We start from the raw sequence: 26,900 nt of genomic DNA on the forward strand, positions 1-26,900 counted from the left end.
TCGAACCCCATAAACAAAAAGCCCCAAAACCATTCGTCTTGGGGCTTTTTGCTAAATCTGAATATCGGCCTGGCCTTTCGAATCCCGCTCACTGGCTGGGAGAAATCAGCATCAGCTGGTTCCCGGCATTGCTACCCCCTGATCCAGGGTTCCGGTCTGTAGCAACACCGCAATGTTATCCAAGCGAAGCAACGACGTCAAAGGGATGAACACTCAAAAATGTTTCCGTCTGTTCCTCAACATCAACCTAATCAATCATGGTATCCACCTGTAACTGGCAAAACCTACACTCGCAGCATCCCGCCTCAGGACCGCCCCCATGCCCGAGACCCTACTCAGCCCCCGCAACCTCGCCTTCGAGCTCTATGAAGTCCTCGACGCCGAAGCCCTCACCCAGCGCCCGCGCTTCGCCGAGCACAGCCGTGAAACCTTCGATGCCGCGCTGACCACCGCGCGCACCATCGCCGAAAGGTTCTTCGCCCCGCACAACCGCAAAGCCGATGAAAACGAGCCCCGCTACGTCGATGGCCGCGCCGAGCTGATCCCCGAAGTGAAACCTGCCGTCGATGCCTTCCTCGAAGCCGGTTTCCTCAACGCCAACCGTGACTTCGAGGTGGGTGGCATGCAGTTGCCCAGCCTGGTCTCGCAGGCTTGCTTCGCCCACTTCCAGGCCGCCAACGCCGGCACCACGGCCTACCCGTTCCTGACCATGGGCGCAGCCAATTTGATCGAAAGCTTCGGCAGCGACGAACAGAAGCGCCTGTTCCTGCAGCCCATGATCGAGGGCCGCTACTTTGGCACCATGGCCCTGACCGAACCCCACGCCGGCTCGTCGCTGGCCGATATCCGTACCCGCGCAGAACCGGCAGGCGACGGCAGCTACCGGCTCAAGGGCAACAAGATCTTCATCTCCGGCGGCGACCACGAGTTGTCGGAAAACATCGTGCACATGGTGCTGGCCAAGCTGCCGGACGCACCACCCGGGGTGAAGGGTATATCGCTGTTCATCGTGCCCAAGTACCACGTCAACCCGGACGGCAGCCGTGGCCCGCGCAACGACGTGCTGCTGGCCGGGTTGTTCCACAAGATGGGCTGGCGCGGCACCACTTCCACGGCGCTGAACTTCGGCGACAACGGCCAGTGCGTCGGCTACCTGGTCGGCCAGCCGCACCAGGGCCTGGCCTGTATGTTCCAGATGATGAACGAGGCGCGTATCGGCGTCGGCATGGGCGCGGTGATGCTCGGCTACGCCGGTTACCTGTATTCGCTCGAGTACGCTCGCCAACGCCCGCAGGGCCGGCGGCCAGACAACAAGGACCCGCACAGCCCGGCAGTACCGATCATCGAACACACCGATGTGAAACGCATGCTGCTGGCCCAGAAAGCCTACGTCGAAGGCGCCTTCGACCTTGGCCTGTATGCCGCTCGCCTGTTCGACGACACCCAGACCGTCAGCGATGAAAGCGCTCGCAAACAGGCACAGGAACTGCTCGACCTGCTGACCCCGATCGTCAAGTCCTGGCCCTCGGCGTTCTGCCTCAAGGCCAACGAGCTGGCGATCCAGATCCTCGGCGGCCACGGCTACACCCGCGAATACCCGGTTGAGCAGTACTACCGCGACAACCGCCTGAACCCGATCCACGAAGGCACCGAGGGCATCCAGTCGCTCGACCTGCTCGGCCGCAAGCTGACGCAGAACAACGGCGCCGGCCTAAAGCAACTGATCCGCCTGATTGCCGTCACCGGCGAGCGCGCCAGCCACCACCCCAACCTCGACCCGCTGCGCCAGCCGCTGGAGCAACTGGTCAACCGCCTTCAGGGCGTAACCCTGGCCCTGCTCGGCGACCTGGCCCAAGGCAAAGTCGCTGGCGCCCTGGCTAACTCGGCGCTGTACCTCAAGGCCTTCGGCCACTGCGTAATCGGCTGGCGCTGGCTGGAACAGGCGATACACGCCGAACTCGGACTGCTCAAGGGCAGCCCTGCTGATCGCGACTTCTACCTCGGCAAGCTGCAAGCCGCACGTTATTTCCTGACCTGGGAAGTACCGGGCTGCCATAATGAGCTGGCATTGCTCGAGGCACGCGACGATACCTGCCTCGGCATGCAAGACGGGTGGTTCTAGGGGGAGCCACCGTTTACACGGAGACTTCCGCATGTTCGATTCCAGCGCCCTGCTGCGCCAGCGCTTTGCCGCGCTGCGCAGTACGGCCGAGTTGTTTTCCCTGCGCCATGTGAAGCAGTCGCACCAGGCGCTGTCGGTTCGCCGCAATGTTGCCGAGCCGCCTTTTTTCAGCCAGGACGAAGGCGCCATGCTCACCGTGCGGGTCAATGGCGTGGAGGCCTATGCGGCCACCGCCGACCTGTCCCAGGCGGGCCTGCAGCGCGCCCTGGAGCAAGCCGAGGCACTGGCCCGGCAGATCGCCCGGCACAGCCTGCTGGACCTGAGCGAGCAGCCGGTGACCAGCGCCCGCCACGATCACATTTCGCCCAACTTCGACCACCCCGTGCCCAACCTTGCCGACTGCCTCGGCCTGCTCGCTGCCGAATCGGCCAGCGTACCCAAGGACAGCCGACTGGTGGACTGGCAGGCCAGCCTGGGCCTGACACTGGTCGAGCAGACCTACCTGAATTCGGCCGGCGCCGAACTGCGCCACGCCCAGCGCTTCCTGTTCCCAGGTTTGAGCGTGACCGCCAGCGACGGCCAGGACAGCCAGAGCCGCAGCCTGGGCCGCGATAACTTCGGCCAGCAGGGCGGCTTCGAGGTCATCGAGCGCTGCGGCCTGGTCGGTGCGGCCAGCCGGGTTGCCGACGAGGCACTGCAGCTGCTGCTGGCACCGAACACGCCCAGCGGCCCACGCGATCTGCTGCTGATGCCGGACCAGATGATGCTGCAGATCCACGAATCCATCGGCCACCCGCTGGAAATGGACCGCATCCTCGGCGACGAGCGCAACTACGCAGGCACCAGCTTCGTCAAAGCCAGCGACTTCGGCCACCTGCAATACGGCTCCAGCCTGCTCAACGTGAGCTTCGACCCGACCATCGGCGAAGAGCTGGCCAGCTACAGCTTTGACGACGATGGCACCGCCGCCAGCAAGCAGTTCCTGATCCGCGACGGCCTGCTGCTGCGCCCGCTGGGGGGTGCGCTGTCGCAGTTCCGTTCCGGCCTGGACGGGGTGGCCAACAGCCGCGCCTGCGGCTGGAACCGCGCGCCGATCGACCGCATGGCCAACCTCAACATCGAGCCGGGTGACCAATCCCTTGAGCAACTGATCGGGGGCATCGAGCACGGCATCCTGATGCGCACCAACCGTTCCTGGTCCATCGACGATGCGCGCAACAAGTTCCAGTTCGGCTGTGAATGGGGCCAGTTGATCGAAAACGGCCAGCTCAAGGGCATCGTCAAGAACCCCAACTACCGCGGCATCTCCGCACAGTTCTGGCGCAACCTGGCGGCAGTCGGCGACCGCAGCACCTTCCAGGTACTGGGCACGCCCAACTGCGGCAAGGGCGAACCCAACCAGGTGGTGCGCGTGGGCCATGCCTCGCCAGCCTGCGTGTTCCGCCAGATCGACGTATTCGGAGGAGACGCCTGATGCAACACGCATTCGAAACCCTGGTCGGGGATGTGCGCGCCGCGCTGCAGGTGGGCGAGCAGTTCACCCTCGGCTACAGCGCCGAACAGTCGCAATTCGTGCGTTTCAACCATGCCAAAGTGCGCCAGGCCGGCGAAGTGAGCCAGGCCAGCGCGCAGCTACGGCTGATTCGCGACGGCCGCCAGGCCGAACAGCAAGTGACCTTGAGTGGCGATGCCCAACTGGACCGCCAACGCCTGGCCGATGCGCTAAAACAACTGCGCCAGACCCTGCCGCTGCTGGCCGTCGACCCTTACCTGCGCCTGGACGAAGGCGCCTGGCGCAGCCACAGCCAGCAAGCGCAGCCGCTGCCCGAGCTGAGCGAAGTGCTGGCCCTGCTCGACCGCGAAGCCGGTGACCTTGACCTGGTCGGCATCTACGCCGCCGGCCCGATCTGCCGGGGCTTCGCCAGCTCGTTCCACGCCTTCGGCTGGCACCAGGCCAACAGCTTCAACTTCGACTGGAGCCTGTTCCACGAAAACGGCGAAGCAGTGAAGGCCAATTATGCCGGCCAACTGTGGAGCGCCGACGACTTCACTGCACGCTTGCGCCAGGCACGCGAGCAGCTGGGTTTCCTCGACCTGCCTGCTGTTACCCTCAAGCCCGGCAGCTACCGCGCCTACCTGGCGCCGGCAGCCATGGACGAGATTGCCGGTATGCTGTGCTGGGGCGGTTTCTCGGCTCAGGCCCTGGCCACCGGCAACAGCGCCTTGCAGCGCCTGTACAACGGTGATGCGCGGTTGAGCCCGCTGGTGAGTTTCACCGAGCAGGTCAGTGGCTCGTTGAGCCCGGCGTTTTCCGATGAAGGCTCGCCGCGCCGGGATGTGCCGTTGATTCAGCACGGCCAGGCGCTGCAGCGGCTGATCAGTGCGCGCAGCGCGGCCGAGTTCGAGCTGCTGGCCAATGGTGCTGACAGCTACGAGTCGCCGTGTGCGCTCAGCCTGGCGCCGGGTGGCCTGCCCAGTGAGCAGATCCTGAAGCGCCTGGGCACCGGGCTGTACATCAGCAACCTGTGGTACCTGAATTACTCTGACCTGCCGGCGGCGCGCATGACCGGGCTGACGCGGTTTGCCACCTTCTGGGTGGAAAACGGGCAGATTCAGGGGCCAGTGAGCACCATGCGCTTCGATGACAGCCTGTACAGCTTGCTGGGTAGCCAGTTGGAGGACCTGACCCAGGAGCGCGAGATGATTTTGTCGACCAGCACCTATGGACATCGCAGTACCGGGTCGAGTCATTTGCCGGGGGCGCTGGTCAAAGGCCTGACATTGACATTGTGATTGGACTTGCCGGCCCTTTCGCGGCTAAAGCCGCTCCTACAACGAACGCGTAACCCTTGTAGGAGCGGCTTTAGCCGCGAAGAGGCCGGCACTGACAAACGAGGAAGTCATGCCCGAACGTACCCCGCTGGACCCCGTCACCGCCCGCTGGATCCCCTGGGTGGTGGCGATCGCTTTCTTCATGCAGTCCCTGGACGGCACTATCCTCAACACCGCGCTGCCGGCCATGGCCCGTTCGCTGGCCGAAGACCCGCTGCGCATGCAGGGCGTGATCATCGCCTACATGCTCACCGTGGCCCTGCTGATTCCCGCCTCGGGCTGGATCGCCGACCGCTTCGGCACCAAGCGCATCTTCTTCAGCGCCATCCTGCTGTTCAGCTTCGGCTCGCTGCTGTGCGCCGCCGCCAACAGCCTCGGTTTCCTGATTTTCGCCCGCGTGGTGCAGGGCCTGGGCGGGGCGCTGATGCTGCCGGTCGGGCGGCTGGTGGTGCTGCGCGCCTACCCGCGCAGTGAACTGGTGCGGATCATGAGTTTCATCACTATCCCCGGCCTGCTCGGGCCGCTGCTGGGGCCAACGGTGGGTGGCTGGCTGGTGGAAATCCTCAGCTGGCACTGGATCTTCTTGCTCAACCTGCCGGTCGGCCTGATTGGCTGCTACGCCGTCTGGAAGTTCATCCCTGACCTGCGCGGCACCGAACGCACCCGCTTCGACACCCCCGGTTTCCTGCTGTTTGGCGCGGCGATGGTGCTGATCACCATTGCCATGGAAGGCCTGGGCGAACTGCACCTGCCACACCTGCGGGTGATGTTGCTGCTGTTTGCCGGCATGGCGTGCCTGGCCGCCTACTGGCTGCGCGCCGGGCGCGACCCCGAGCCGCTGTTCTCGCCCAGCCTGTTCCGCGTGCGCACCTTTGCCATCGGCATCCTCGGTAACCTGTTCTCGCGCCTGGGCAGCGGTGCCCTGCCGTTTCTGGTGCCGTTGCTGCTGCAGGTGGCGCTGGGTTACTCGCCGGCCCAGGCCGGCATGAGCATGATCCCGCTGGCGGCGGCGGCGATGCTGGCCAAGTCCGTCGCCAGGCCGCTGATCGAGCGGTTCGGCTACCGCATCATCCTCACCGGCAATACCTTGATGCTGGGCCTGATGCTGGCTAGCCTCGGTCTGGTCGATGAACAAACGCCCTACGCCGTGCTGCTGATTCAGTTGGGCCTGCTCGGCGCGATCAACTCCATGCAATTCACGGCGATGAATACAGTAACGTTGATCGACCTCGACGACGCCAGCGCCAGCAGTGGCAACAGCCTGCTGTCGGTGGTCGCGCAACTGGCATTGAGCCTGGGCGTGGCCTGTGCCGGCGCACTGCTCGGTGGCTTTACCGCAGCGGGCGGCGCCGAGGACGTCGAAACCACGCTGGGCGCGTTCCAGCTGACGTTCGTCACCATCGGCATTATGTCGATGCTGGCCGCGGCCATCTTCCTGCAGCTGGCGCCGACAGACGGAAGGCGTGCCCGTCGTCCGGAAGAGCACGTAGAGTCTTAGGGCGAATAGCCATGAGGCTGGTAGACTGTGCGGCATTTTTAGCTTCGCACCGCAGGCCCGCCTCGTGACCACCGAATCCACCGCCTTTGCCACCTTGCCGCTGTCCACTGCCATGCTGGCCAACCTGGACGCCCTCGGCTATGCCTCGATGACGCCGATCCAGGCCCAGAGCCTGCCGGTCATCCTCAAGGGCCAGGACCTGATCGCCCAGGCCAAGACCGGCAGCGGCAAGACCGCCGCCTTCGGCATCGGCCTGCTCAACCCGATCAACCCGCGCTACTTCGGCTGCCAGGCGCTGGTGCTGTGCCCTACCCGCGAGCTGGCCGACCAGGTGGCCAAGGAACTGCGCCGCCTGGCCCGGGCCGAGGACAATATCAAGATCCTGACCCTGTGCGGCGGCGTATCGCTGGGCCCGCAGATCGCTTCGCTGGAGCACGGTGCGCACATCATCGTCGGCACCCCGGGGCGCATCCAGCAGCACCTGGACAAGGGCACCCTGGTGCTCGACGGCCTGAACACCTTGATCCTCGACGAAGCCGACCGCATGCTCGACATGGGCTTCTTCGACGCCATTGCCAGCATCATCGGCAAGACCCCGTCGCGCCGCCAGACCCTGCTGTTCTCGGCCACCTACCCGGCCGGCATCAAGCAGCTGGCCGCCGACTTCATGCGCAACCCGCAGCAGGTCAAGGTCGAGAGCCTGCACACTGACAACCAGATCGAGCAGCGCTTCATCGAGATCGATGCAGCGCAACGTCTGGATGCCGTTACCCGCGTGCTCGGCCACTACCGCCCGCAGTCGTGCGTCGCGTTCTGCTTCACCAAGCAGCAGTGCGAGGACGTGGTTGCCCACCTGACCGCCAAGGGCATCGTCGCCCAGGCGCTGCACGGTGATCTGGAGCAGCGCGACCGTGACCAGGTGCTGACCATGTTCGCCAACCGCAGCAGCTCGGTGCTGGTGGCTACTGACGTGGCCGCACGCGGCCTGGATATCGATGGCCTGGACATGGTCATCAACGTCGAGCTGGCGCGTGATGCGGAAATCCACGTGCACCGTGTGGGCCGTACTGGCCGTGCCGGCGAGAAAGGCGTTGCAGTCAGCCTGGTGGCCCCGGCTGAAGGGCACCGCGCCCAGGCTATCGAAGCGTTGCAAAAGAGCCCACTGCGCTGGGACCAACTGGACAGCCTGAAGAACAAAGGCGGCGAGCCGCTGCTGCCAGTGATGAGCACCCTGTGCATCGCCGCCGGGCGCAAGGACAAGCTGCGCCCGGGCGATATTCTGGGTGCGCTGACCGGTGATGCCGGTATTCCGGGCAAGCAGGTGGGCAAGATTGCGATCTTTGACTTCCAGGCGTTTGTGGCGGTGGAGCGGGCGCTGGCCAAGCAGGCCATGCAACGCTTGAACAGCGGCAAGATCAAGGGTCGGTCCCTGAAAGTCCGCATCGTCTGACCTATTTTGGGGCCGCTTTGCGGCCCGATCGCGACACAAGGCCGCTCCTACAGGGGATCGCGTATCTCCTGTAGGAGCGGCCTTGTGTCGCGATTGGGCTGCGCAGCAGCCCCCTGCAATCTCGAAGAGGTAACACCGTGCACTCCACCGACGTGATCATCCTCGGCGCCGGCGCCGCCGGCCTGATGTGCGCCCAGCTCAGCGCTCGCCGTGGCCGCCGGGTACTGCTGCTCGACCACGCCAACAAGCCAGGCAAGAAAATCCTCATGTCTGGCGGCGGGCGCTGCAACTTCACCAACCTGTACACCGAGCCAGCCAACTTCCTCTCGCACAACGCACACTTCTGCAAGTCGGCGCTGGCCCGCTACACCCAGTGGGACTTCATCGAACTAGTGTGCAAGCACGGCGTGGCCTACCACGAGAAAAAGCTCGGCCAGCTGTTCTGCGACAACAAGGCCAGCGACATCCTCGACATGCTGCTGGCCGAATGCGACGAGGCCGGCGCCGAGATCCGCATGCATACCAGCATCGAACAGATCGAGAAGACCGAAAACGGCTACCTACTGCAGACCAGCGGTGGCCAGTTCGCCTGCCAGTCGCTGGTGATCGCCACCGGTGGCCTGTCGATCCCGACCCTGGGTGCCACCGGCTTCGGCTACCAGGTGGCCCGCCAGTTCGGCCATACCCTACTGCCAACCCGCGCCGGCCTGGTGCCGTTCACCATCACCGAGCCCCAACTCAAGGCACTGTGCACCGAGTTGTCGGGCACCTCGCTGGATTGCACCGCCAGCTGCAACGGCACCCGCTTCCGCGAGAACCTGCTGTTTACCCACCGCGGCCTGAGCGGCCCGGCGATTCTGCAGATTTCGTCGTTCTGGGAAGCCGGCGACACGGTCGAAATCAACTTGCTGCCCGATCGCGACGCATTGACCTGGCTGCAACAGATGCAGGCCGAGCGCGCCAACGCCGAACTGAAGACCGTGCTGGGCGAGGTGTTCACCCGCAAGCTGGCCAACCTGCTGGCCGAGCAGTGGTTCGAGTCCCGCCCGATGAAGCAGTACACCCCGGCGGAGTTGGCACAGATCGCCGAGAAGCTGGCGAACTGGCAGGTGGTGCCGGCCGGCACCGAAGGCTACCGGACTGCCGAAGTGACTTTGGGTGGTGTGGATACCCGCGAAGTGTCGTCCAAGACCATGGAATCGCTGAAAAGCCCCGGGTTGTACTTCATCGGTGAAGTGCTGGATGTGACCGGCCACCTGGGCGGGTTCAACTTCCAGTGGGCCTGGGCATCGGCCAACGCCGCAGCGCAGTTCGTGTAGAGTAGAATCCATTCAGCAGCACGGAACGCTTCTTGCTGGCCCGTGCTGGAGTGCCGTTATTGGGGGCGCTTTGCGCCCCTTCGCGGGCAAGCCCGCTCCTACATGGATCTGTGTAACCTTTGTAGGAGCGGGCTTGCCCGCGAAGGGCCGCAAAGCGGCCCCAATAGCACGGCCTCGAAAGGTATTCCTCTGATCACTGCCTAGCAGGCCATCATGTCATCGAGCTCGTTCCGTCAGTCACTGCGTCGCCTGTGGGGCCAAGACAAGTTCAGCTATAGCATCCGGGTCACCATCGCCCTTACCGGCAGCCTGGCCCTGTGCTGGTATCAGAACGAGATGGCCCTACTGATTCCGCTGTTCCTCGGCATCATCGCCAGCGCCCTGGCCGAAACCGATGACAGTTGGCAGGGCCGCCTCAGCGCTCTGGCCGTTACCCTGGTATGTTTCGCCATCGCCGCGCTGGCGGTCGAGTTGCTGTTCCCCTATCCCTGGATATTCGCCGTCGCGCTGGCCCTGGCGGCGTTCGGCCTGACCATGCTCGGCGCCCTGGGCGAGCGCTACGGCGCCATCGCTTCGGCCACCCTGATCACCGCGGTGTACACCATGATCGGCGTGGACCAGCGTGGCGGCCAGGTGACGGACTTCTGGCACGAGCCGATGCTGCTGGTGGCGGGCGCCGCCTGGTACGGGCTGTTGTCGGTGCTGTGGCAGGCACTGTTCTCCAACCAGCCTGTGCAGCAGAGCCTGGCCAAGCTGTTCTTCGAACTGGGCAGCTACCTCAAGCTCAAGGCCAGCCTGTTCGAGCCGGTGCGCACCCTTGACGTCGAGGCGCGGCGCCTGGAGCTGGCCCAGCAAAATGGCAAGGTAGTGGCAGCGCTGAATGCGGCCAAGGAGATCATCCTACACCGGGTCGGCAATAGCCAGCCGAACGCCAAGGTCAGCCGCTACCTCAAGCTGTATTTCCTGGCCCAGGACATCCATGAGCGGGTCAGTGCTTCGCACTATCCCTACAACGGCCTGACCGAGGCGTTTTTCCACAGTGACGTGATGTTCCGCTGCCAGCGCCTGCTGCGTAAACAGGGCTCGTCCTGCCAGGAGCTGGCCCGTTCGATTCGCCTGCGCCAGCCGTTTGTGCTGGCCAGCGGTTACCCCGAAGCCCTCGAAGACCTCAACGCTTCGCTGGAACACCTGCGTACCCAGAACAACCCGGCCTGGCGCGGCCTGCTGCGCTCGCTGCGGGCGCTGGCCGCCAACCTCGCCACGCTGGACCGCCTGCTCAGCGCCGCCAGCAACCCGGACAGCCTGGCCGACGCCAGCGACAGCAGCCTGCTCGACCGCTCTCCGCGCTCGCTGACAGACGTGTGGACACGCTTGCGAACCCAGCTCACGCCTACGTCGCTGCTGTTCCGGCATGCCTTGCGCCTGCCGCTGGCGCTGTCGATCGGTTACGGCATGGTGCACCTGATCCACCCGACCCAGGGCTACTGGATCATCCTCACCACGCTGTTCGTCTGCCAGCCCAACTACGGTGCTACCCGACGCAAACTGGTGCAGCGCATCTTCGGCACCGCCGTCGGCCTGACGGTCGGCTGGGCCTTGTTCGACCTGTTCCCCAACCCGGTCATCCAGTCGTTGTTTGCCGTGGTCGCCGGGGTGGTGTTCTTCGTCAACCGCACCACCCGCTACACCCTGGCCACCGCCGCGATCACCTTGATGGTGCTGTTCTGCTTCAACCAGATCGGCGATGGCTACGGCCTGTTTCTGCCACGCCTGTTCGACACCCTGGTGGGCAGCCTGATTGCCATCCTGGCGGTGTTCCTGTTCCTGCCTGACTGGCAGGGCCGGCGGCTGAACAAGGCGCTGGCAAATACCCTGGCCTGCGCCAGTGTGTACCTGCGCCAGATCATGCAACAGTATGCCCATGGCAAGCGTGACGACCTGGCCTACCGCCTGGCCCGACGCAACGCCCACAACGCCGATGCGGCGCTGTCCACTACCCTGGCCAACATGCTGATGGAGCCGGGGCATTTCCGTAAGGAGGCCGACGTCGGTTTCCGCTTCCTGGTGCTGTCGCATACCTTGCTCAGCTACCTCTCTGGGCTGGGCGCACACCGTGACACGGCGTTACCGGCAGAGGTGCAGGAACAGTTGATTGAAGGTGCCGGGCAAAGCCTGGCCAGCAGCCTGGACGAGATTGCCAATGGCCTGGCTGCGCGGCTGCCGGTGGCGATTCATAGCGATGCCGAAGAGGCGCTGGCCAATGCCCTGGAGCAGATGCCGGAAGAGCTGGATGAACATCAGCGGCTGGTGCAGACGCAGTTGGCGTTGATCTGCCGGCAGTTGGGGCCGTTGCGGACCTTGGCGGCGCATTTGATCAAGGAAGGTGCGCCGGCCTGAGCCTTGTGTTGCCTGTGCTGGCCTCTTCGCGGGTAAACCCGCTCCTACATTGAATACGCACTTCCTGAGCCGGCGCACGCCCTTGTAGGAGCGGGTTCACCCGCGAAGAGGCCGGCACAGGCAATACAGATCAAAACCCATGCTGACGCAGCAGCCGCGCATAGCTGCCATCGGCCTTCATCGCCGCAATTGCCTGTTCGAAGCGCGCGACGATCCGCCTATGCTCCGGGTGCTTCAGGCTGACCAGAATGTGCAAGGTGTTCTCCCCCAGCGGCGGTTCCACCAGCACTACCCCATCACGCACCTCCTGCGGCTCGCGCTGCAGGTTGTAGCGGGCCACGAATTCGTCTTCCACCGCCAGGTTCACCCGCCCTGCCGCCAGCATGCGCACCGCCGAAGAAAAGTTGCGCACCGGCACCTTGTGCAGACGGGTATCACCGTCAAATTCGGGTGAATAGGCGTAATCACGCACCACGGCAATGCTGTAGGGGTAAAGGTCCGACTGGCGCTTGTAACGGAACGCCTCACCCTTGCGCTGCAGCAGGCGCACACGGTTGGTCAGGTAGGCTTCGGAAAACTGCCCGATGTTGGCACGCGCATCGTTGTACCAGGCATTGATCAGCACGTCGTAGCGCCCTTCTCCTACGCCTAGTAGCGCCCTGGCCCAAGGCACCTCTTCGTAGACACTGCCGTAGCCGGCGCGCGCCAGGGCTGTGGTGACAATGCTGGTGGCCAGGCCGCCACCTGGCATGTTGGCATCGTTGAACGGTGGCCAGCTGTCAGCCACCAGGCGCAACCTGTCGTTACCCGGGGCGGGTGTTGCAAGCATCATTGCCAGCATTCCCAGCACACAAAGCAGTGGCCGCATGCTCAGGTCCTTTCGCAATGGAGGGCACACACTGCCGATGAGATTACACAAAGCCGTTGCAGAGGGCAGCGGCCAATAGTGTCATTTAGCCTCTATTTTGGCCGAAACCTGTGCAGCATGCGATGATCGAGGCCCATTCAAGGAGTTCGCGCCAATGTCCATCGACTGGCTCTGCAAGCACCACACCGACCTTGGCAAAGAGCAGCTCTACGCCATTTTGCAATTGCGCACCGAAGTGTTCGTGGTCGAGCAGCGCTGCGCCTACCAGGAAGTCGATGGCCAGGACCTGAATGGCGACACCCTGCACCTGATGGCCTGGCAGGAAGACAAACTGGTCGCCTACCTGCGCCTGCTCGACCCGCAGTCACAGGGCGGGGACGTGGTGATCGGGCGGGTGGTGACATCGCCTGAGGCACGCGGGCTGAAACTGGGGCACACGCTGCTGCTCAAGGGGCTGGAGGCGGCGGAGCATTGCTGGCCGGGGATGCCGGTGTACCTGTCGGCGCAGGCGCATTTGCAGGCGTTTTATACCGGGCATGGGTTTGTGGTGGTGGGTGAGGAGTACCTGGAGGACGACATTCCGCATATCGGCATGCGCAAGGGCTGAAATTGCCACGATCCCTGTGGGAGCGGGCTTGCCCCGCGAATCAGACGACGCGGTGCATGGCACCGGCTTTGCCGGTGTTCGCGGGACAAGCCCGCTCCCACAGCCCGCAGAGCGGCCCCATGTTTTCAGGGGTAACCCAGCACTTCACGAATCTGCCGCAAATGCTGGATGATCCACTGCTTGTCGATCGCGCCCCAGTCATGAATGCGGTAATGCCCGGCGTGGTTGCGGGCGCCTTCCTGCTGCTCGAACTCGCAGACGATATCCAGGTCGGCCAGCGCAGCGATGGTGTCCTGGGCGGTGCGCCGCGGCATGCCAGTGGCCTCCATCAGGGCGGGCACGCTGGTCGCGGTCTGGCTGTCGATCAGCCAGGCCACGTACAGGCGGCGGTAGAAGCTGCTCTTGGTCTTGCTCACTTCCATGCTGCATGTTCCTTAGAGGTTGCCCGGCAGCTCCCGATAGGTCAGGTAGACGCGCAGGTCGAATTCCAGTTGGTGATAGTCCGGCTCCATGTGCTGGCAGAGCTGGTAGAACGCCTTGTTGTGGTCGCGCTCGCGCAGGTGCGCCAGCTCATGCACCACGATCATGCGCAGGAACTGTGGTGCGGCCTCCTTGAACAACGAGGCAATGCGGATTTCCTTCTTGGCCTTGAGCTTGCCGCCCTGCACCCGCGACACCGCGGTATTCAGGCCCAGGGCCCGGTGGGTCAGGTCGAGGCGGCTATCGAACAACACCTTGTCCAGGCCCGGCGCGCTGCGCAGGTACTGCTGGCGTAAATCCTGGGCATAACCATACAGCGCCTTGTCGCTTTGAACGTCATGGCGGTCGGGGTAGCGGCGCTGCAGGTAGTCGCCCAGGCGGTCGCTGTCGATCATCTGCCGCACCTGCTCCTGCAGGTGCGGCGGGTAAGCTTGCAAGTAGCGTAATACGGTCATGGCACTGCATTCGGCGTAACGAATGCCGATTCTAGCCAATCAGGGCCCTGGCCAGGGGAAAATCACCGGAAAGCCGCTGGCATCTGCTGCAGTCATTGGCCTGGCGACCAGAAACCCCTGCACGTATTCGCAACCGTTGGCCCGCAGCCAGGCCGCCTGGGCCGGGGTTTCCACGCCTTCGGCAATGACCGTGATGCCGTAGTCGGCACACAGGCCAATGACGCTGCGCACCAACGCGGCATCCACCGCCGAATCGGGCAGCCGTGCCACCAGGTGGCGATCGAGCTTGAGGGTATCGATCGGCAGGTCACGCAGCATGCGCAATGAACAATCGCCTGCGCCAAAATCATCCAGCGCCACCCTTACCCCCAGCTCGCGCAGGCGGTGGATCGCCTTCACCGCCGCATCGATGTTGTACATCAGCGACGTTTCCGCAACTTCCACCTCTATCTGTGCCGGCGCCAACTGGTAGAGCTGAATCACCCGCTGCAGCTCTTCAACCAGGCTGGGCATGGCGAATTGTGCCCGGCTCAGGCTGATGCCCAGTACCAGGTCTGCCGGAAAGCGCGGGTACCAGGCCTGTCGCTGAGCCGCCCCCTGGCGGTAGATCCAGCTGGCCAGGCGATTGATCAGGCGCGCTTCTTCGAGCAAGGGGATGAACAGGCCTGGGGGCACATCGCCGACGCTGGGGTGCTGCCAGCGCAGCAAGGCCTCGAAGCCACGCAAGTGGCCATCGATGAAGCTGACCTGCGGCTGGTACACCAGGCTGAAATCCTGCTGCTCGATGGCCGTGCGCACGCTGTCTTCAAGCATCAACCGCGAGCGCGCCCGACCGTTGAGTTCCTGGTCATAGAAGCGGTACTGCTGGCGCCCGGCCTGCTTGGCCGCATACATCGCCGCATCTGCCGCCCGCAGCAGGCCTTCGACATTGGCCCCGGATTCCGGGTAAGTCGCGATGCCGATACTGACCCCAAGGCACACATCAAGCCCGTCTACCTCATGGCTGATGGACACCCGCTCCAGCAGGCGTTCGGCATAACGCCCGGCCTGCTCCGGGTAAGGCAAGCTGTCGAACAGCGCGGTGAACTCATCGCCGCCCATGCGCGCCAGCAAGGCCTCGCTGCCCAGGCAGTCCTTGAGCTGCTCGGCGACCCAGCGCAGCACCCGGTCACCCGCGTCGTGGCCAAGCGAATCATTGATGCGCTTGAAGCCATCCAGGTCCATGTACATCAACGCTTGCGCCTTGTCCGAGCGCTCGTTGCGCAGCAGCGCGCCTTCGGCCGCCTGGTAGAACCCGCGGCGGTTGAGCAGGCCGGTGAGCGGGTCGGTGACGGCCTGGTACTCCAACTGCTGATGCAGGTTACGCACCACCGACATGTCCAGCACGGTCACCACCATGGCCTGCTGTTCGGCCGGCAGTGGTGCACAGGACAACGCCACCGGCACCCGTTCGCCGCCAAGGGTACACAGATGGGCATCGTGCACGCGGAAGATGCGTCGGCCCAGGTAAGCCTGGTAGAAGTCCGATTCGCGCCACAGGCTGGCACTGGCCAAGTGCACCAGGTCGAGCAGGTGGGTGCCTTGCAGTTGCTGCACGGGGGCCGCCAGCAAGCGGGAAATGGCCGGGTTGGCAAAGCTGATGATGCCCTGGGCATCGACCACCAGGATGCCTTCGGCAGCGTTCTCCAGAATTGACGCATTGAACGCCCTGGCCGCTTCCAGCTCACGGGTCAGCCGCTGCAGCATGCGTCGGTTACGCTGCTGATCGAGCAAGGCCTGGATCTTGGGCTTGAGAATTTGCGGGTCAAACGGTTTGAACATGTAGTCCACGGCGCCACTGGCGTAGCCTTTGAGTACGGCCGCTTCGGACTGTTCGTTGGCGGTGAGGAAAATGATCGGTGTCAGCCGCGTACGCAGGCTGCCGCGCATCAGCCGGGCGACTTCGAAGCCGTCCATTTCCGGCATTTGCACGTCGAGCAAGACCAAGTCGACATCGTGCTCAAGCAACACGCCCAAGGCTTCCGTCCCCGAGCTTGCCGTCAACACTTGCCAATCCTGACGGGCCAGCAAGGCCCGCATGCTGAGGAGGTTCTCGGGGTAATCGTCTACCACCAGTAGAACCGAGCTGCCATCCAGTGGCTGTGGTTGAGGGTGAGCGACATCCATGCTGCTTCTCTATTATGTGACCAACTTCAACATGCGGTTGGATCCATCATTACTCTAGACCTGAGCGGATAACACGCAATGCAATCAGAACGCTATCAGTGACTGAACTGTACGGTAGCCGACCAACGGTTGTTCTGCCGAGAATATGCGCTGGCTCTAATACCCAAAAATAAAAAACCCGCATTTCTGCGGGTTTCTTGTGTAGCCGGGTGGCTTAGTTGACCTTGGCGGCCAGCTCACCTTTGGCATAGCGCTGGAACATGCCTTCCAGGGAGATCGGCTTGATCTTCGAGGCATTACCGGCGGTGCCGAAGGCTTCGTAACGGGCGATGCACACGTCACGCATGGCCTTCACGGTTTCAGCGAAGAACTTGCGAGGGTCGAACTCGCTCGGGTTCAGGGCCATGTGACGGCGCATGGCACCGGTGGACGCCAGACGCAGGTCAGTGTCGATGTTGACCTTGCGCACGCCGTACTTGATACCCTCGACGATTTCTTCAACCGGTACGCCGTAGGTCTCTTTCATCTCGCCGCCGTACTGGTTGATGATCGCCAGCCACTCTTGCGGTACCGAAGAAGAACCGTGCATCACCAGGTGAGTGTTGGGAATGCGCTTGTGGATTTCCTTGATGCGCTCAATGGCCAGGATGTCACCGGTTGGCGGCTTGGTGAACTTGTAGGCACCGTGGCTGGTACCGATGGCAATGGCCAGGGCGTCGACCTGGGTCTTCTTGACGAAGTCGGCGGCTTCTTCCGGGTCGGTCAGCATCTGGCTGTGATCCAGTACACCTTCGGCGCCGATGCCGTCTTCTTCACCGGCCATGCCGGTTTCCAGCGAGCCCAGGCAGCCCAGCTCACCTTCTACCGAAACGCCGCAGGCGTGCGCCATGGCAACGGTCTGCTGGGTAACACGGACGTTGTATTCGTAGTCGGTCGGGGTCTTGCCGTCTTCGCCCAGCGAGCCGTCCATCATCACCGAGCTGAAGCCCAGCTGGATCGAACGCTGGCAGACGTCAGGGCTGGTGCCGTGATCCTGGTGCATGCACACCGGGATGTGCGGGAATTCTTCGATGGCCGCCAGGATCAGGTGGCGCAGGAACGGCGCGCCAGCGTACTTGCGGGCACCGGCCGAAGCCTGAACGATCACCGGGGAGTCGGTCTTGTCGGCCGCTTCCATGATGGCGCGCATCTGCTCGAGGTTGTTGACGTTGAAAGCCGGTACGCCGTAACCGAACTCGGCGGCGTGGTCCAGCATCTGGCGCATGCTAATGAGTGCCATTGTGTATCTCTCTCCCGACAAGCGTCGTTTGTTTCGTGCAAGCCTGCCGCAGGGGCGGTTGCTGTTCAAGTAGTGTGGGCCACCGTTGCGGCCCGGCCAGTCACGGTGCCTTGCAGCCCCGCCCAATCAGGTCGTTGGTTGCCACCCAGTACACCAGGCCTTCTTCGCCCTTGGTGTGGAAGGCCAGCATGCCATCGCTGTACAGCGCACCCGAGGCACCCGGTTCGGCCTTGAGCCGGTAGACCTGGTCACCGCCGCCAAGGCGTACATCAACCTGGTCGCGTTGCGCATCGGCGAAGCGCCACAGCACTTCGGCCTGGTTGTCACAGACCCAACGGGTCCAGTTGTCTGCCGGGGCGGGTTGCGCCGGCTGCAGCAGTGAGCATCCTGCCAGTGTCGCCAGGGCCGTTACGGCCAAGAGCGCTTTCATTGCATATCCTCTAGATGACCACACAGCGGTCGCTTGGTTGCCTGACCTGACGAAACGCCGGGGGTCACGGGCAGCCCGGCGCCTTGCGCTGGTGGTCTTCATCGTACTTTTCCAGGCCCTCCGGGCCCACGCGCTTGCTGATGACCGGCACGGTCTCGGCCTGCCACTCGGACTGGTAGCAACCGCCCTTGGGCGGCTGCGCCGGGTCGTCGGCACTCGAGGACGGGCTGCCGGAACACGCACTCAGCAAACCCGCCAGCATCATCACAGGCAATTGCTTGACCATCAGGCCACTCCCTTTGCCAAGCGCCGACTTCATCAGGCCTTGGCCCGCTCTTCCAGGATTGCCACGGCTGGCAGGACCTTGCCCTCAACGAACTCGAGGAAGGCGCCACCACCGGTAGAAATGTAGGAGATTTCCTTGCTGACGCCATATTTGTCGATGGCTGCCAGGGTGTCACCGCCACCGGCGATGGAGAACGCAGCGCTGTCGGCGATGGCCTTGGCCAGCACTTTGGTGCCGTTGCCGAACTGGTCGAACTCGAACACGCCAACCGGGCCGTTCCACAGGATGGTTTTCGACGACTTCAGCAGCTCGGCGAAGTTGGCTGCGGTTTGCGGGCCGATGTCCAGGATCATGTCGTCAGCGGCAACGTCGGCAATGGCCTTGACGGTGGCTTCGGCCGTTTCGGCGAATTCCTTGGCGACCACCACGTCGACCGGCAGAGGTACGCTGACCTTGGCGGCGATGGCCTTGGCGGTGTCGACCAGGTCAGGCTCGTACAGAGACTTGCCCACCGGGTGGCCGGCAGCAGCCAAGAAGGTGTTGGCAATGCCGCCGCCGACGATCAGTTGGTCGCAGACCGAGCTCAGGCTGTTCAGTACGTCCAGCTTGGTCGATACCTTGGAGCCGGCGACGATGGCCGCCATCGGCTTGGCCGGGGCCTTCAGGGCCTTGCCCAGGGCATCCAGCTCGGCAGCCAGCAACGGGCCGGCAGCCGCGACCTTGGCGAACTTGGCCACACCATGGGTCGAACCTTCGGCGCGGTGAGCAGTGCCGAACGCGTCCATGACGAACACATCGCACAGGGCGGCGTACTTCTGCGCCAGCTCGTCAGCGTTCTTTTTCTCGCCCTTGTTGAAGCGCACGTTCTCGAACAGCACCAGCTCACCGGCCTGTACTTCGACGCCGTCGAGGTAGTCGGCAACCAGCGGCACGTCACGGCCCAGCGCCTTGCTCAGGTACTCGGAAACCGGCTTCAGGCTGTTCTCGGCCGAGAATTCGCCTTCGGTCGGGCGACCCAGGTGCGAGCAGACCATTACCGCCGCGCCCTTCTCCAGGGCCAGCTTGATGGTCGGCAGCGCTGCCAGGATACGCGCGTCGCTGGTTACCACACCGTCCTTCACAGGCACGTTGAGGTCTTCGCGGATCAGTACGCGCTTACCTTGCAGGTCGAGGTCGGTCATCTTCAACACGGTCATGAATGCAGTCCTTCAGGGCTGTTTGTTGCGGATTGGTTGAACGACGTGCAGAAAGTGTTCGGCAACGTCGAGCATACGGTTGGCGAACCCCCATTCGTTGTCGAACCAGGCCAGCAGGTTCACCAGGCGGGGGCCGGAAACGCGGGTCTGGCTGGCATCGACAATCGCCGAATGCGGGTCATGGTTGAAATCACAGCTGGCGTGCGGCAGCTCGGTGTAGGCCAGCAGGCCTTTCAGCGGGCCTTCCAGCGCTGCCTCGCGCAGCACCCGGTTGACCTCGGCCGCGCTGGTGTCGCGGGCGGTCTGCAGGGTGATGTCCAGGCATGAGACGTTGACTGTCGGCACGCGTACCGCTTTGGCCTGGATTCGCCCGGCAAGTTCCGGAAGCAGTCGCTCGATACCGCGCGCCAGGCCGGTGGACACCGGTATCACCGACTGAAAGGCCGAACGCGTGCGGCGCAGGTCTTCGTGGTGGTAGGCATCGATCACCGGCTGGTCGTTCATCGCCGAGTGAATGGTGGTGATCTGCACGTATTCGATGCCGAACGCCTGGTCCAGCACGCGTAGCAGTGGCACGCCGCAGTTGGTGGTACAGGAGGCGTTGGACACCAGTCGCTCGTTGCCGGTCAGGCAACCCTGGTTGATGCCGTAGACCACGGTAGCGTCGACATCGGCCTCGCTGGCCATCGGCTGCGAGAACAGCACCCGCGGCGCACCAGCATCGAGGAAGCGCTGGCCATCGGCACGGGTGTTATAGGCACCGGAGCACTCCAGCACCAGGTCGATGCCCAGCGCGGCCCAGTCAATGCCCTCGGGGGTGGCGCTGCGCATCACTTTCACGCAATCGCCATTGATATGCAGGCAGTCGCCATCGACCTTCACCTCGCCGGGGAAACGCCCGTGGGTGGAGTCGAAGCGGGTCAGGTATTCCAGGCTGGCTTGGTCGGCCAGGTCGTTCAGCGCGACGATCTCGAAACCGGCCTTTGCCCCCCGCTCGAACAGCGCGCGCAGGACACAGCGGCCGATACGGCCATAACCGTTGAGTGCAACTTTGTAGGGACGCAGGTGGGGCATAGGTAGCTCTTGAACTCCGGCAGTTATACGGGGCCGCTGCGCGGCCCATTCGCGGCACAAGGCCGCTCCCACAGGGGACGGCGTGCGCAATACCCTGTGGGAGCGGCCTTGTGCCGCGAACGAGGGCCAAAGGCCCTCGCCTTCCTTGTATCAGTCTTCCAGCAGCTCTTCGGCAGTACCCAGGATGTTCTCCAGGGTGAAACCGAATTCTTCGAACAGTGCCGAAGCCGGCGCCGACTCACCGTAGGTGGTCATGCCGATGATACGACCTTCCAGGCCGACGTACTTGTACCAGAAGTCGGCGTGGGCAGCTTCGATGGCGATGCGCGCACCCACTTCCAGCGGCAGCACGGACTGCTTGTAGGCAGCATCCTGGGCATCGAACACGCTGGTGCATGGCATGGAAACCACACGCACCTTGCGGCCTTGCTCGGTCAGCTTGTCGAAGGCCTGAACCGCCAGGCCCACTTCGGAACCGGTGGAGATCAGGATCAGCTCAGGCTCGCCAGCGCAGTCCTTGAGCACATAGCCACCACGGCTGATGTCGGCGATCTGCTGGGCATTGCGGTCCTGGTGCTGCAGGTTCTGGCGCGAGAAGATCAGCGCCGAAGGGCCACCCTTGCGCTCCAGGGCGTTTTTCCAGGACACGGCAGATTCCACCGCGTCGGCCGGGCGCCAGGTGTCCAGGTTCGGCGTGCTGCGCAGGCTGGTCAGCTGCTCGATCGGCTGGTGAGTCGGGCCATCTTCGCCCAGGCCGATGGAGTCGTGGGTGTACACGTGGATCACGCGCTGCTTCATCAGTGCCGACATGCGCACGGCGTTGCGGGCGTATTCCATGAACATCAGGAAGGTCGCGCCGTAAGGCACCAGGCCACCGTGCAGGGCAACGCCGTTCATGATGGCGGTCATGCCGAACTCGCGCACGCCGTAGAACACGTAGTTGCCGCTGGCGTCATTGGCTTCGACACCCTTGCAACCCTTCCACAGGGTCAGGTTGGAGCCGGCCAAGTCAGCCGAACCGCCGAGGAACTCGGGCAGCAGCGGGCCGAAGGCGTTCAGGGCGTTCTGGCTGGCCTTGCGGCTGGCGATAGTCTCGCCCTTGGCAGCCACTTCTTCGATGTAGGCCTGGGCCTTGGCGCTGAAGTCAGCCGGCAGCTCGCCGCTGTCACGGCGCTTGAACTCGGCAGCCAGCTCCGGGAAGGCCTTGGCGTAGGCGTCGAAGCGCTGGTTCCAGTCGGCTTCGGCCTTGGCACCGGCAGCTTTGGCATCCCATTCGGCGTAGATGTCGGCCGGGATTTCGAACGGGCCGTGGTTCCAGTTCAGGGCCTGACGGGTCAGGGCGATTTCGTCGTTGCCCAGCGGTGCGCCGTGGCAATCTTCCTTACCCTGCTTGTTCGGCGAACCGAAACCGATGGTGGTCTTGCAGCAGATCAGGGTCGGGCGGTCGCTCTTGCGCGCCGTCTCGATGGCCATCTTGATTTCTTCGGCATCGTGGCCGTCGACGTTGCGGATCACCTGCCAGTTGTAGGCTTCGAAACGCGCCGGGGTGTTGTCGGTGAACCAGCCGTGCACTTCGCCGTCGATGGAGATGCCGTTGTCGTCGTAGAAGGCGACCAGCTTGTTCAAGCCCAGGGTGCCGGCCAGCGAGGCGACTTCATGGGAGATGCCTTCCATCATGCAGCCATCGCCCAGGAACACATAGGTGTTGTGGTCGACGATGGTGTGGCCGTCACGGTTGAACTGGGCGCCCAGGACTTTTTCTGCCAGGGCGAAGCCCACGGCGTTGGCCAGGCCCTGGCCGAGCGGGCCAGTGGTGGTCTCGACACCTGGGGTGTAGCCGTATTCCGGGTGGCCCGGGGTGCGGCTGTGCAGCTGGCGGAAGGCCTTGAGGTCGTCGATCGACAGGTCGTAGCCGGTCAGGTGCAGCAGCGAGTAGATCAGCATCGAGCCGTGGCCGTTGGACAGCACGAAGCGGTCACGGTCGGCGAAACTTGGGTTGCTCGGGTTGTGCTTCAGGTAGTCACGCCACAGTACTTCGGCGATATCCGCCATGCCCATGGGGGCACCTGGGTGGCCGCTATTAGCCTTTTGCACGGCATCCATGCTGAGGGCGCGAATGGCGTTGGCACGTTCACGACGGCTGGGCATCGCTGGTCTCCTGGGGGCTTGTATAGGTGGTGTCACGAAAAAGGCGGCCATTTTCGCCCACTGGGGGGGCCTGGGGCAAACATTTAAGCGCCAAGCGGCAAGCTTTAAGCTGCAAGAAAGAAGCAGAAGCTGACGCAGACTGCTCTGTAGCTTGTAGCTTGAAGCTTACGGCTTGCAGCTCATCGCCAATATCAAAACTTTTTGATATTGGCCTTGCGAGGGCAACGATGCCTGTCTAGACTGCCGCCCCATGAACCTCCGTGCGCAATCGATCCCCGAGCAACGCGAAGCATTGGCCGCCCTGTGCAAGGCCAGTGGCGACGAGCTGCGCCTGAACGTGCTGCGCGCCCTGGCCAACGATTCGTTCGGCGTGCTGGAACTGGCACAGATCTTCGACGTCGGCCAATCGGGCATGAGCCATCACCTGAAGGTGCTGGCCCAGGCCGAACTGGTGGCCACCCGCCGCGAAGGCAATGCCATTTTCTACCGCCGCGCCCTGCCCGACAGCCTGCGTCTGGGTGGCCGCCTGCATGCGGCGCTGCTCGATGAAGTCGATGACCTGACCCTGCCGCCAGACGTGCAGGCGCGTATCGCCCAGGTCCAGCAACGCCGCGCGGCCACCAGCCAGGACTTTTTCTTGCGCGTGGAAGAAAAATTCCGCGCCCAGCAAGACCTGATCGCCGGCCTGCCGCAGTACCGCGAAAGCCTGCTGGCGCTGCTCGACAAATTGCATTTCGACCCGGCTGCCAGTGCCCTGGAGGTCGGCCCCGGTGACGGGGGCTTCCTGCCCGACCTGGCCCGGCGCTTTGCCCAGGTCACCGCCCTGGACAACAGCGCGACCATGCTCGAACTGGCGCGCCAGGTGTGCCAGCGCGAAGGGCTCGACAACGTGAACCTGCAGTTGGCCGATGCACTGGGTGCAACGGATGTGGCCGCCGACTGCGTTGTGCTGAACATGGTGCTGCACCACTTCAGCGACCCGGCCCTGGCCTTGCGCCAGCTGGCCAAACGGGTGAAGGCAGGCGGTAGCTTGCTGGTCACCGAATTGTGCAGCCATGACCAGGGGTGGGCACGCGAAGCCTGCGGCGACCTCTGGCTAGGCTTCGAACAGGACGACCTGGCCCGCTGGGCCAACGCTGCCGGGCTGACTCACGCAGACAGCCTGTACGTGGGCTTGCGTAACGGTTTCCAGATCCAGGTCCGCCATTTCCAGCGGACGGCTGGCGACATACACCATCGGTAAATTTCAGGAACCTTCGAGATGAGCGAATACTCCCTTTTCACCTCCGAGTCCGTGTCCGAAGGGCATCCGGACAAGATCGCCGACCAGATTTCGGACGCGGTCCTCGATGCCATCATCGCCCAGGACAAATACGCTCGCGTAGCGTGTGAAACCCTGGTCAAGACCGGTGTCGCCATCATCGCCGGCGAAGTCACCACGTCGGCCTGGGTCGACCTGGAAGACCTGGTGCGCAAGGTCATCATCGACATCGGCTACAACAGCTCCGACGTCGGCTTCGACGGCGCCACCTGCGCCGTCATGAACATCATCGGCAAGCAATCGGTGGACATCGCCCAGGGCGTCGACCGCTCCAAGCCGGAAGACCAGGGCGCCGGTGACCAGGGCCTGATGTTCGGCTATGCCAGCAACGAAACCGAAGTGCTGATGCCGGCACCGATCTGCTTCTCGCACCGTCTGGTCGAGCGCCAGGCCGAAGCACGCAAGTCCGGCCTGCTGCCATGGCTGCGCCCGGATGCCAAGTCGCAGGTCACCTGCCGTTACGAAAACGGCAAGGTCGTCGGCATCGACGCCGTGGTGTTGTCGACCCAGCACAACCCTGAGGTTTCGCAGAAAGACCTGCAAGAAGCCGTGATGGAGCTGATCGTCAAGCACACCCTGCCGGCCGAGCTGCTGCACAAGGGCACCCAGTTTCACATCAACCCGACCGGCAACTTCATCATCGGTGGCCCGGTGGGCGACTGCGGCCTGACCGGCCGCAAGATCATCGTCGACTCCTACGGCGGCATGGCCCGTCACGGTGGTGGCGCGTTCTCCGGCAAGGACCCGTCCAAGGTCGACCGTTCCGCCGCCTACGCTGGCCGCTACGTGGCCAAGAACATCGTTGCTGCCGGCCTGGCCGAGCGTTGCGAGATCCAGGTGTCCTACGCCATCGGCGTGGCCCAGCCGACCTCCATCTCGATCAACACCTTCGGTACCGGCAAGGTCTCCGACGACAAGATCATCCAGATCGTGCGCGAGTGCTTCGACCTGCGTCCATACGCCATCACCACCATGCTCGACCTGCTGCATCCGATGTACCAGGAAACCGCTGCCTACGGCCACTTCGGCCGTGAGCCGCAGCAGAAGACTGTCGGCGACGACACCTTCACCACCTTCACCTGGGAACGCACCGACCGCGCCCAGGCGCTGCGTGACGCTGCCGGCCTGTAATTTTCCTACAGCGGTAAATGAAAGCCCCTGCCGAGTGATCGGCAGGGGCTTTTTTTGTGAAATATCGGCTGACAACTGCGCGGCAGCAGGGACCCGCAAACCTGCCTAGGCTGGGAAGCTCCCTCCCGCCACGCAAGGATGCTGGCCATGCCATACACACGCTTGCTCACCCTGTTGCTGTTGCTGCAGGCCCCACTGGCTTGGGCCGACCCCTGCCCAGACTGGAACCCGCAACACGTCGAAACCGAGGTTACCCAGCTTCGCGCCACGCTTGCCCAATGGGACGACCACTATCATCGCCAGGGCATGGCCCTGGTGCCCGATGAACTCTACGACCAGAGCCGCCAGCGCCTTGAGCACTGGCAGCAGTGCTTCGGCCTGGCGCCCGGGCCATCGCCCTTGGCCAGCGCCAGCGGCCCTGTCCCTCACCCGGTGCCCCACACCGGCATCGACAAACTGGCCGACCGCCAGGCCGTGCAACGCTGGCTGTCCGGCAAGGCCGACGTGTGGGTACAGCCCAAGGTCGATGGCGTTGCCGTCTCCCTCATCTATCGGCAGGGCCGCCTGGTGCAACTGATCAGCCGGGGAGACGGGGTGCAAGGGCACGACTGGAGCCGCCACATTCCCCGGCTCGGCGCCATCCCCCGGCAGCTGCCGCAGGCCATCGACCTGCAACTACAGGGCGAGCTGTACCTGCGCCTGGGTGCGCATGTGCAAGCCCAGGCAGGCAGCGCCAACGCCCGTGGCACGGTGGCCGGGCTGCTCGCACGCAAGCAGCTCGATAACCAGCAGGGCAACCGTATCGGCCTGTTTGTCTGGGACTGGCCGCAGGGGCCCGAGCCGCAAGCCGAGCGCCTCGCGCAGCTGGCACAGCTGGGCTTTGCCGACACCCAGCATTACAGCGTCGCCATCAATACACTGGAGCAGGCAGCCCATTGGCGCGAGCACTGGTACCGCTCTGCCCTGCCCTTCGCCACCGATGGCGTGGTGTTGCGCCAAGGCCACCGGCCGCCCGCCGAGCGCTGGCAGGCCAAGGCACCGTACTGGATTGCCGCCTGGAAATACCCGTACGCACAGGCTTTGGCCGAGGTGCGCGCAGTGCACTTTCGGGTTGGCCGCACCGGCCGGGTCACACCGGTGCTGCAGTTGCTGCCGGTCACCCTCGATGACCGGCGCATCACCCAGGTCAGCCTGGGTTCGCTGGCGCGCTGGCATAGCCTGGACATCCGCCCCGGTGACCAGGTGGCCGTCAGCCTTGCCGGGCTGACCATCCCGCGGCTTGAGCAGGTGGTGCACCGCGCCGTCGAGCGCCATCCTGTGACCGCGCCCGAGCCCAGCCAGCATCACGCCCACAGCTGCTGGCAAGCCCGTACAGGCTGCGAGGAACAGTTCATTGCCCGCCTCAGCTGGCTCAGCGGCAAAAAGGGGCTGGCATTGCCGCGCACCGGGCCAGGTACATGGCGCCGCCTGGTCAGCGCCGGGCAGGTAACCTCGCTGACCGACTGGCTGCAACTGGATACCCAGCGCCTGAGCCGGGTGGCGGGCATCAGCGAGGCGACGGCGGCGCAGTTGCGGGGCACTTTCGATGACGCTCGCATGCGGCCGTTTGCCCAGTGGCTGCGAGGGCTTGGCGCGCCCCTGCCTCCCGGCCTGCCGTTGACCGGCGGGTGGGCAGCGCTGGCGGCGCGCACACCTGGCGAGTGGCAAACAGCGCCCGGAATCGGCGAAACGCGCGCGCAAAAACTGGCCAGCTTTTTTGCCAGCGAGGAGGTACAGGCGATTGCAGCGCAGCTGGCCGATGCCGGCGTTGATGGCTTTCAAAACAACAAGCAATGATTTTT

At 64.0% G+C, this 26,900-nt stretch carries 21 protein-coding genes; 11 read left to right on the forward strand and 10 right to left on the reverse strand.

Going from position 1 to position 26,900, the window contains the following annotated elements:
* The first annotated feature begins 319 nt into the window (after window positions 1-319).
* From ACIP02_RS00580 to yccS, 7 genes are all read left to right on the forward strand, one after another.
* Window positions 320-2,122, forward strand: coding sequence for an acyl-CoA dehydrogenase (locus tag ACIP02_RS00580; RefSeq protein WP_400612206.1), 1,803 nt, complete (start codon window positions 320-322; stop codon window positions 2,120-2,122).
* Between the two features lie 31 nt (window positions 2,123-2,153).
* Window positions 2,154-3,596 (forward strand): TldD/PmbA family protein, encoded by a 1,443-nt coding sequence (locus ACIP02_RS00585; RefSeq protein WP_400612208.1) that lies wholly within the window; start codon window positions 2,154-2,156, stop codon window positions 3,594-3,596.
* Window positions 3,596-4,915, forward strand: coding sequence for a TldD/PmbA family protein (locus ACIP02_RS00590; protein WP_400612210.1), 1,320 nt, complete (start codon window positions 3,596-3,598; stop codon window positions 4,913-4,915). Before ACIP02_RS00585 ends, ACIP02_RS00590 begins: the two co-directional genes overlap by 1 nt.
* A 109-nt stretch (window positions 4,916-5,024) precedes the next feature.
* Window positions 5,025-6,452 (forward strand): multidrug transporter subunit MdtD, encoded by a 1,428-nt coding sequence (mdtD, locus tag ACIP02_RS00595; protein WP_400612212.1) that lies wholly within the window; start codon window positions 5,025-5,027, stop codon window positions 6,450-6,452.
* 112 nt (window positions 6,453-6,564) lie between these two features.
* Entirely contained in the window at window positions 6,565-7,902 is a 1,338-nt protein-coding gene (gene dbpA, locus ACIP02_RS00600; RefSeq protein ID WP_400613220.1) for an ATP-dependent RNA helicase DbpA, read from the forward strand.
* Window positions 7,903-8,039: 137 nt separating this feature from the next.
* Window positions 8,040-9,221 carry an NAD(P)/FAD-dependent oxidoreductase gene (locus ACIP02_RS00605; RefSeq protein ID WP_400612214.1) on the forward strand — a complete coding sequence of 394 codons (1,182 nt, stop codon included), beginning with the start codon at window positions 8,040-8,042 and terminating at the stop codon, window positions 9,219-9,221.
* Window positions 9,222-9,434: 213 nt separating this feature from the next.
* The gene (gene yccS / locus ACIP02_RS00610) at window positions 9,435-11,618 is read left to right on the forward strand and encodes a YccS family putative transporter (RefSeq protein WP_400612216.1); all 2,184 of its coding nucleotides are present in this window, start codon (window positions 9,435-9,437) and stop codon (window positions 11,616-11,618) included.
* A 130-nt stretch (window positions 11,619-11,748) separates the two neighbouring features.
* Here yccS and ACIP02_RS00615 read toward each other — a convergent pair whose 3' ends face one another.
* A complete protein-coding gene (locus tag ACIP02_RS00615) occupies window positions 11,749-12,486 on the reverse strand; it encodes a substrate-binding periplasmic protein (protein WP_400612218.1) in 738 nt (245 codons plus the stop codon).
* 154 nt (window positions 12,487-12,640) lie between these two features.
* On the opposite strand from ACIP02_RS00615, the gene ACIP02_RS00620 reads away from it, so the two are divergent.
* Window positions 12,641-13,093, forward strand: coding sequence for a GNAT family N-acetyltransferase (locus ACIP02_RS00620; protein WP_400612220.1), 453 nt, complete (start codon window positions 12,641-12,643; stop codon window positions 13,091-13,093).
* Between the two features lie 125 nt (window positions 13,094-13,218).
* Here the strand turns inward: ACIP02_RS00620 and ACIP02_RS00625 are convergent, their stop codons facing one another.
* The 9 genes from ACIP02_RS00625 to tkt all read right to left on the reverse strand — a co-directional run bounded on the left by ACIP02_RS00625 (window position 13,219) and on the right by tkt (window position 22,607).
* Complete coding sequence (locus ACIP02_RS00625; RefSeq protein ID WP_016395304.1) at window positions 13,219-13,515, reverse strand: helix-turn-helix domain-containing protein; 297 nt, start codon at window positions 13,513-13,515, stop codon at window positions 13,219-13,221.
* 12 nt (window positions 13,516-13,527) lie between these two features.
* Window positions 13,528-14,028, reverse strand: coding sequence for a M48 family metallopeptidase (locus ACIP02_RS00630; protein WP_400612223.1), 501 nt, complete (start codon window positions 14,026-14,028; stop codon window positions 13,528-13,530).
* 39 nt (window positions 14,029-14,067) lie between these two features.
* A complete protein-coding gene (locus tag ACIP02_RS00635) occupies window positions 14,068-16,194 on the reverse strand; it encodes a putative bifunctional diguanylate cyclase/phosphodiesterase (protein ID WP_400612225.1) in 2,127 nt (708 codons plus the stop codon).
* Between the two features lie 214 nt (window positions 16,195-16,408).
* Window positions 16,409-17,473 (reverse strand): class II fructose-bisphosphate aldolase, encoded by a 1,065-nt coding sequence (gene fba, locus ACIP02_RS00640; protein WP_201206955.1) that lies wholly within the window; start codon window positions 17,471-17,473, stop codon window positions 16,409-16,411.
* Window positions 17,474-17,573: 100 nt separating this feature from the next.
* Window positions 17,574-17,903 carry an MliC family protein gene (locus tag ACIP02_RS00645; RefSeq protein WP_400612227.1) on the reverse strand — a complete coding sequence of 110 codons (330 nt, stop codon included), beginning with the start codon at window positions 17,901-17,903 and terminating at the stop codon, window positions 17,574-17,576.
* Window positions 17,904-17,967: 64 nt separating this feature from the next.
* Window positions 17,968-18,222 carry a hypothetical protein gene (locus ACIP02_RS00650; protein WP_400612229.1) on the reverse strand — a complete coding sequence of 85 codons (255 nt, stop codon included), beginning with the start codon at window positions 18,220-18,222 and terminating at the stop codon, window positions 17,968-17,970.
* Window positions 18,222-19,385: a phosphoglycerate kinase gene (locus ACIP02_RS00655; RefSeq protein WP_400612231.1), complete on the reverse strand. Its 1,164-nt coding sequence runs from the start codon at window positions 19,383-19,385 to the stop codon at window positions 18,222-18,224. The genes ACIP02_RS00650 and ACIP02_RS00655 overlap by 1 nt, the downstream gene beginning before the upstream one ends.
* Before the next feature lie 12 nt (window positions 19,386-19,397).
* Window positions 19,398-20,459, reverse strand: a complete 1,062-nt coding sequence (epd, locus tag ACIP02_RS00660; RefSeq protein ID WP_400612233.1) for an erythrose-4-phosphate dehydrogenase — start codon at window positions 20,457-20,459, stop codon at window positions 19,398-19,400.
* A 150-nt stretch (window positions 20,460-20,609) separates the two neighbouring features.
* Window positions 20,610-22,607, reverse strand: a complete 1,998-nt coding sequence (tkt, locus tag ACIP02_RS00665) for a transketolase (RefSeq protein ID WP_400612235.1) — start codon at window positions 22,605-22,607, stop codon at window positions 20,610-20,612.
* A gap of 250 nt (window positions 22,608-22,857) precedes the next feature.
* Here tkt and ACIP02_RS00670 point away from each other — a divergent pair, with 250 nt between their 5' ends.
* The 3 genes from ACIP02_RS00670 to ligB all read left to right on the forward strand — a co-directional run bounded on the left by ACIP02_RS00670 (window position 22,858) and on the right by ligB (window position 26,895).
* Window positions 22,858-23,850, forward strand: a complete 993-nt coding sequence (locus ACIP02_RS00670; protein WP_400612237.1) for an ArsR/SmtB family transcription factor — start codon at window positions 22,858-22,860, stop codon at window positions 23,848-23,850.
* A gap of 18 nt (window positions 23,851-23,868) precedes the next feature.
* Entirely contained in the window at window positions 23,869-25,059 is a 1,191-nt protein-coding gene (gene metK, locus ACIP02_RS00675; RefSeq protein WP_400612239.1) for a methionine adenosyltransferase, read from the forward strand.
* A 147-nt stretch (window positions 25,060-25,206) separates the two neighbouring features.
* Window positions 25,207-26,895 carry an NAD-dependent DNA ligase LigB gene (gene ligB, locus ACIP02_RS00680; protein WP_400612241.1) on the forward strand — a complete coding sequence of 563 codons (1,689 nt, stop codon included), beginning with the start codon at window positions 25,207-25,209 and terminating at the stop codon, window positions 26,893-26,895.
* Window positions 26,896-26,900: the final 5 nt, after the last annotated feature.

Source organism: Pseudomonas sp. NPDC089408 (assembly GCF_044749445.1).
GTDB lineage: Bacteria > Pseudomonadota > Gammaproteobacteria > Pseudomonadales > Pseudomonadaceae > Aquipseudomonas.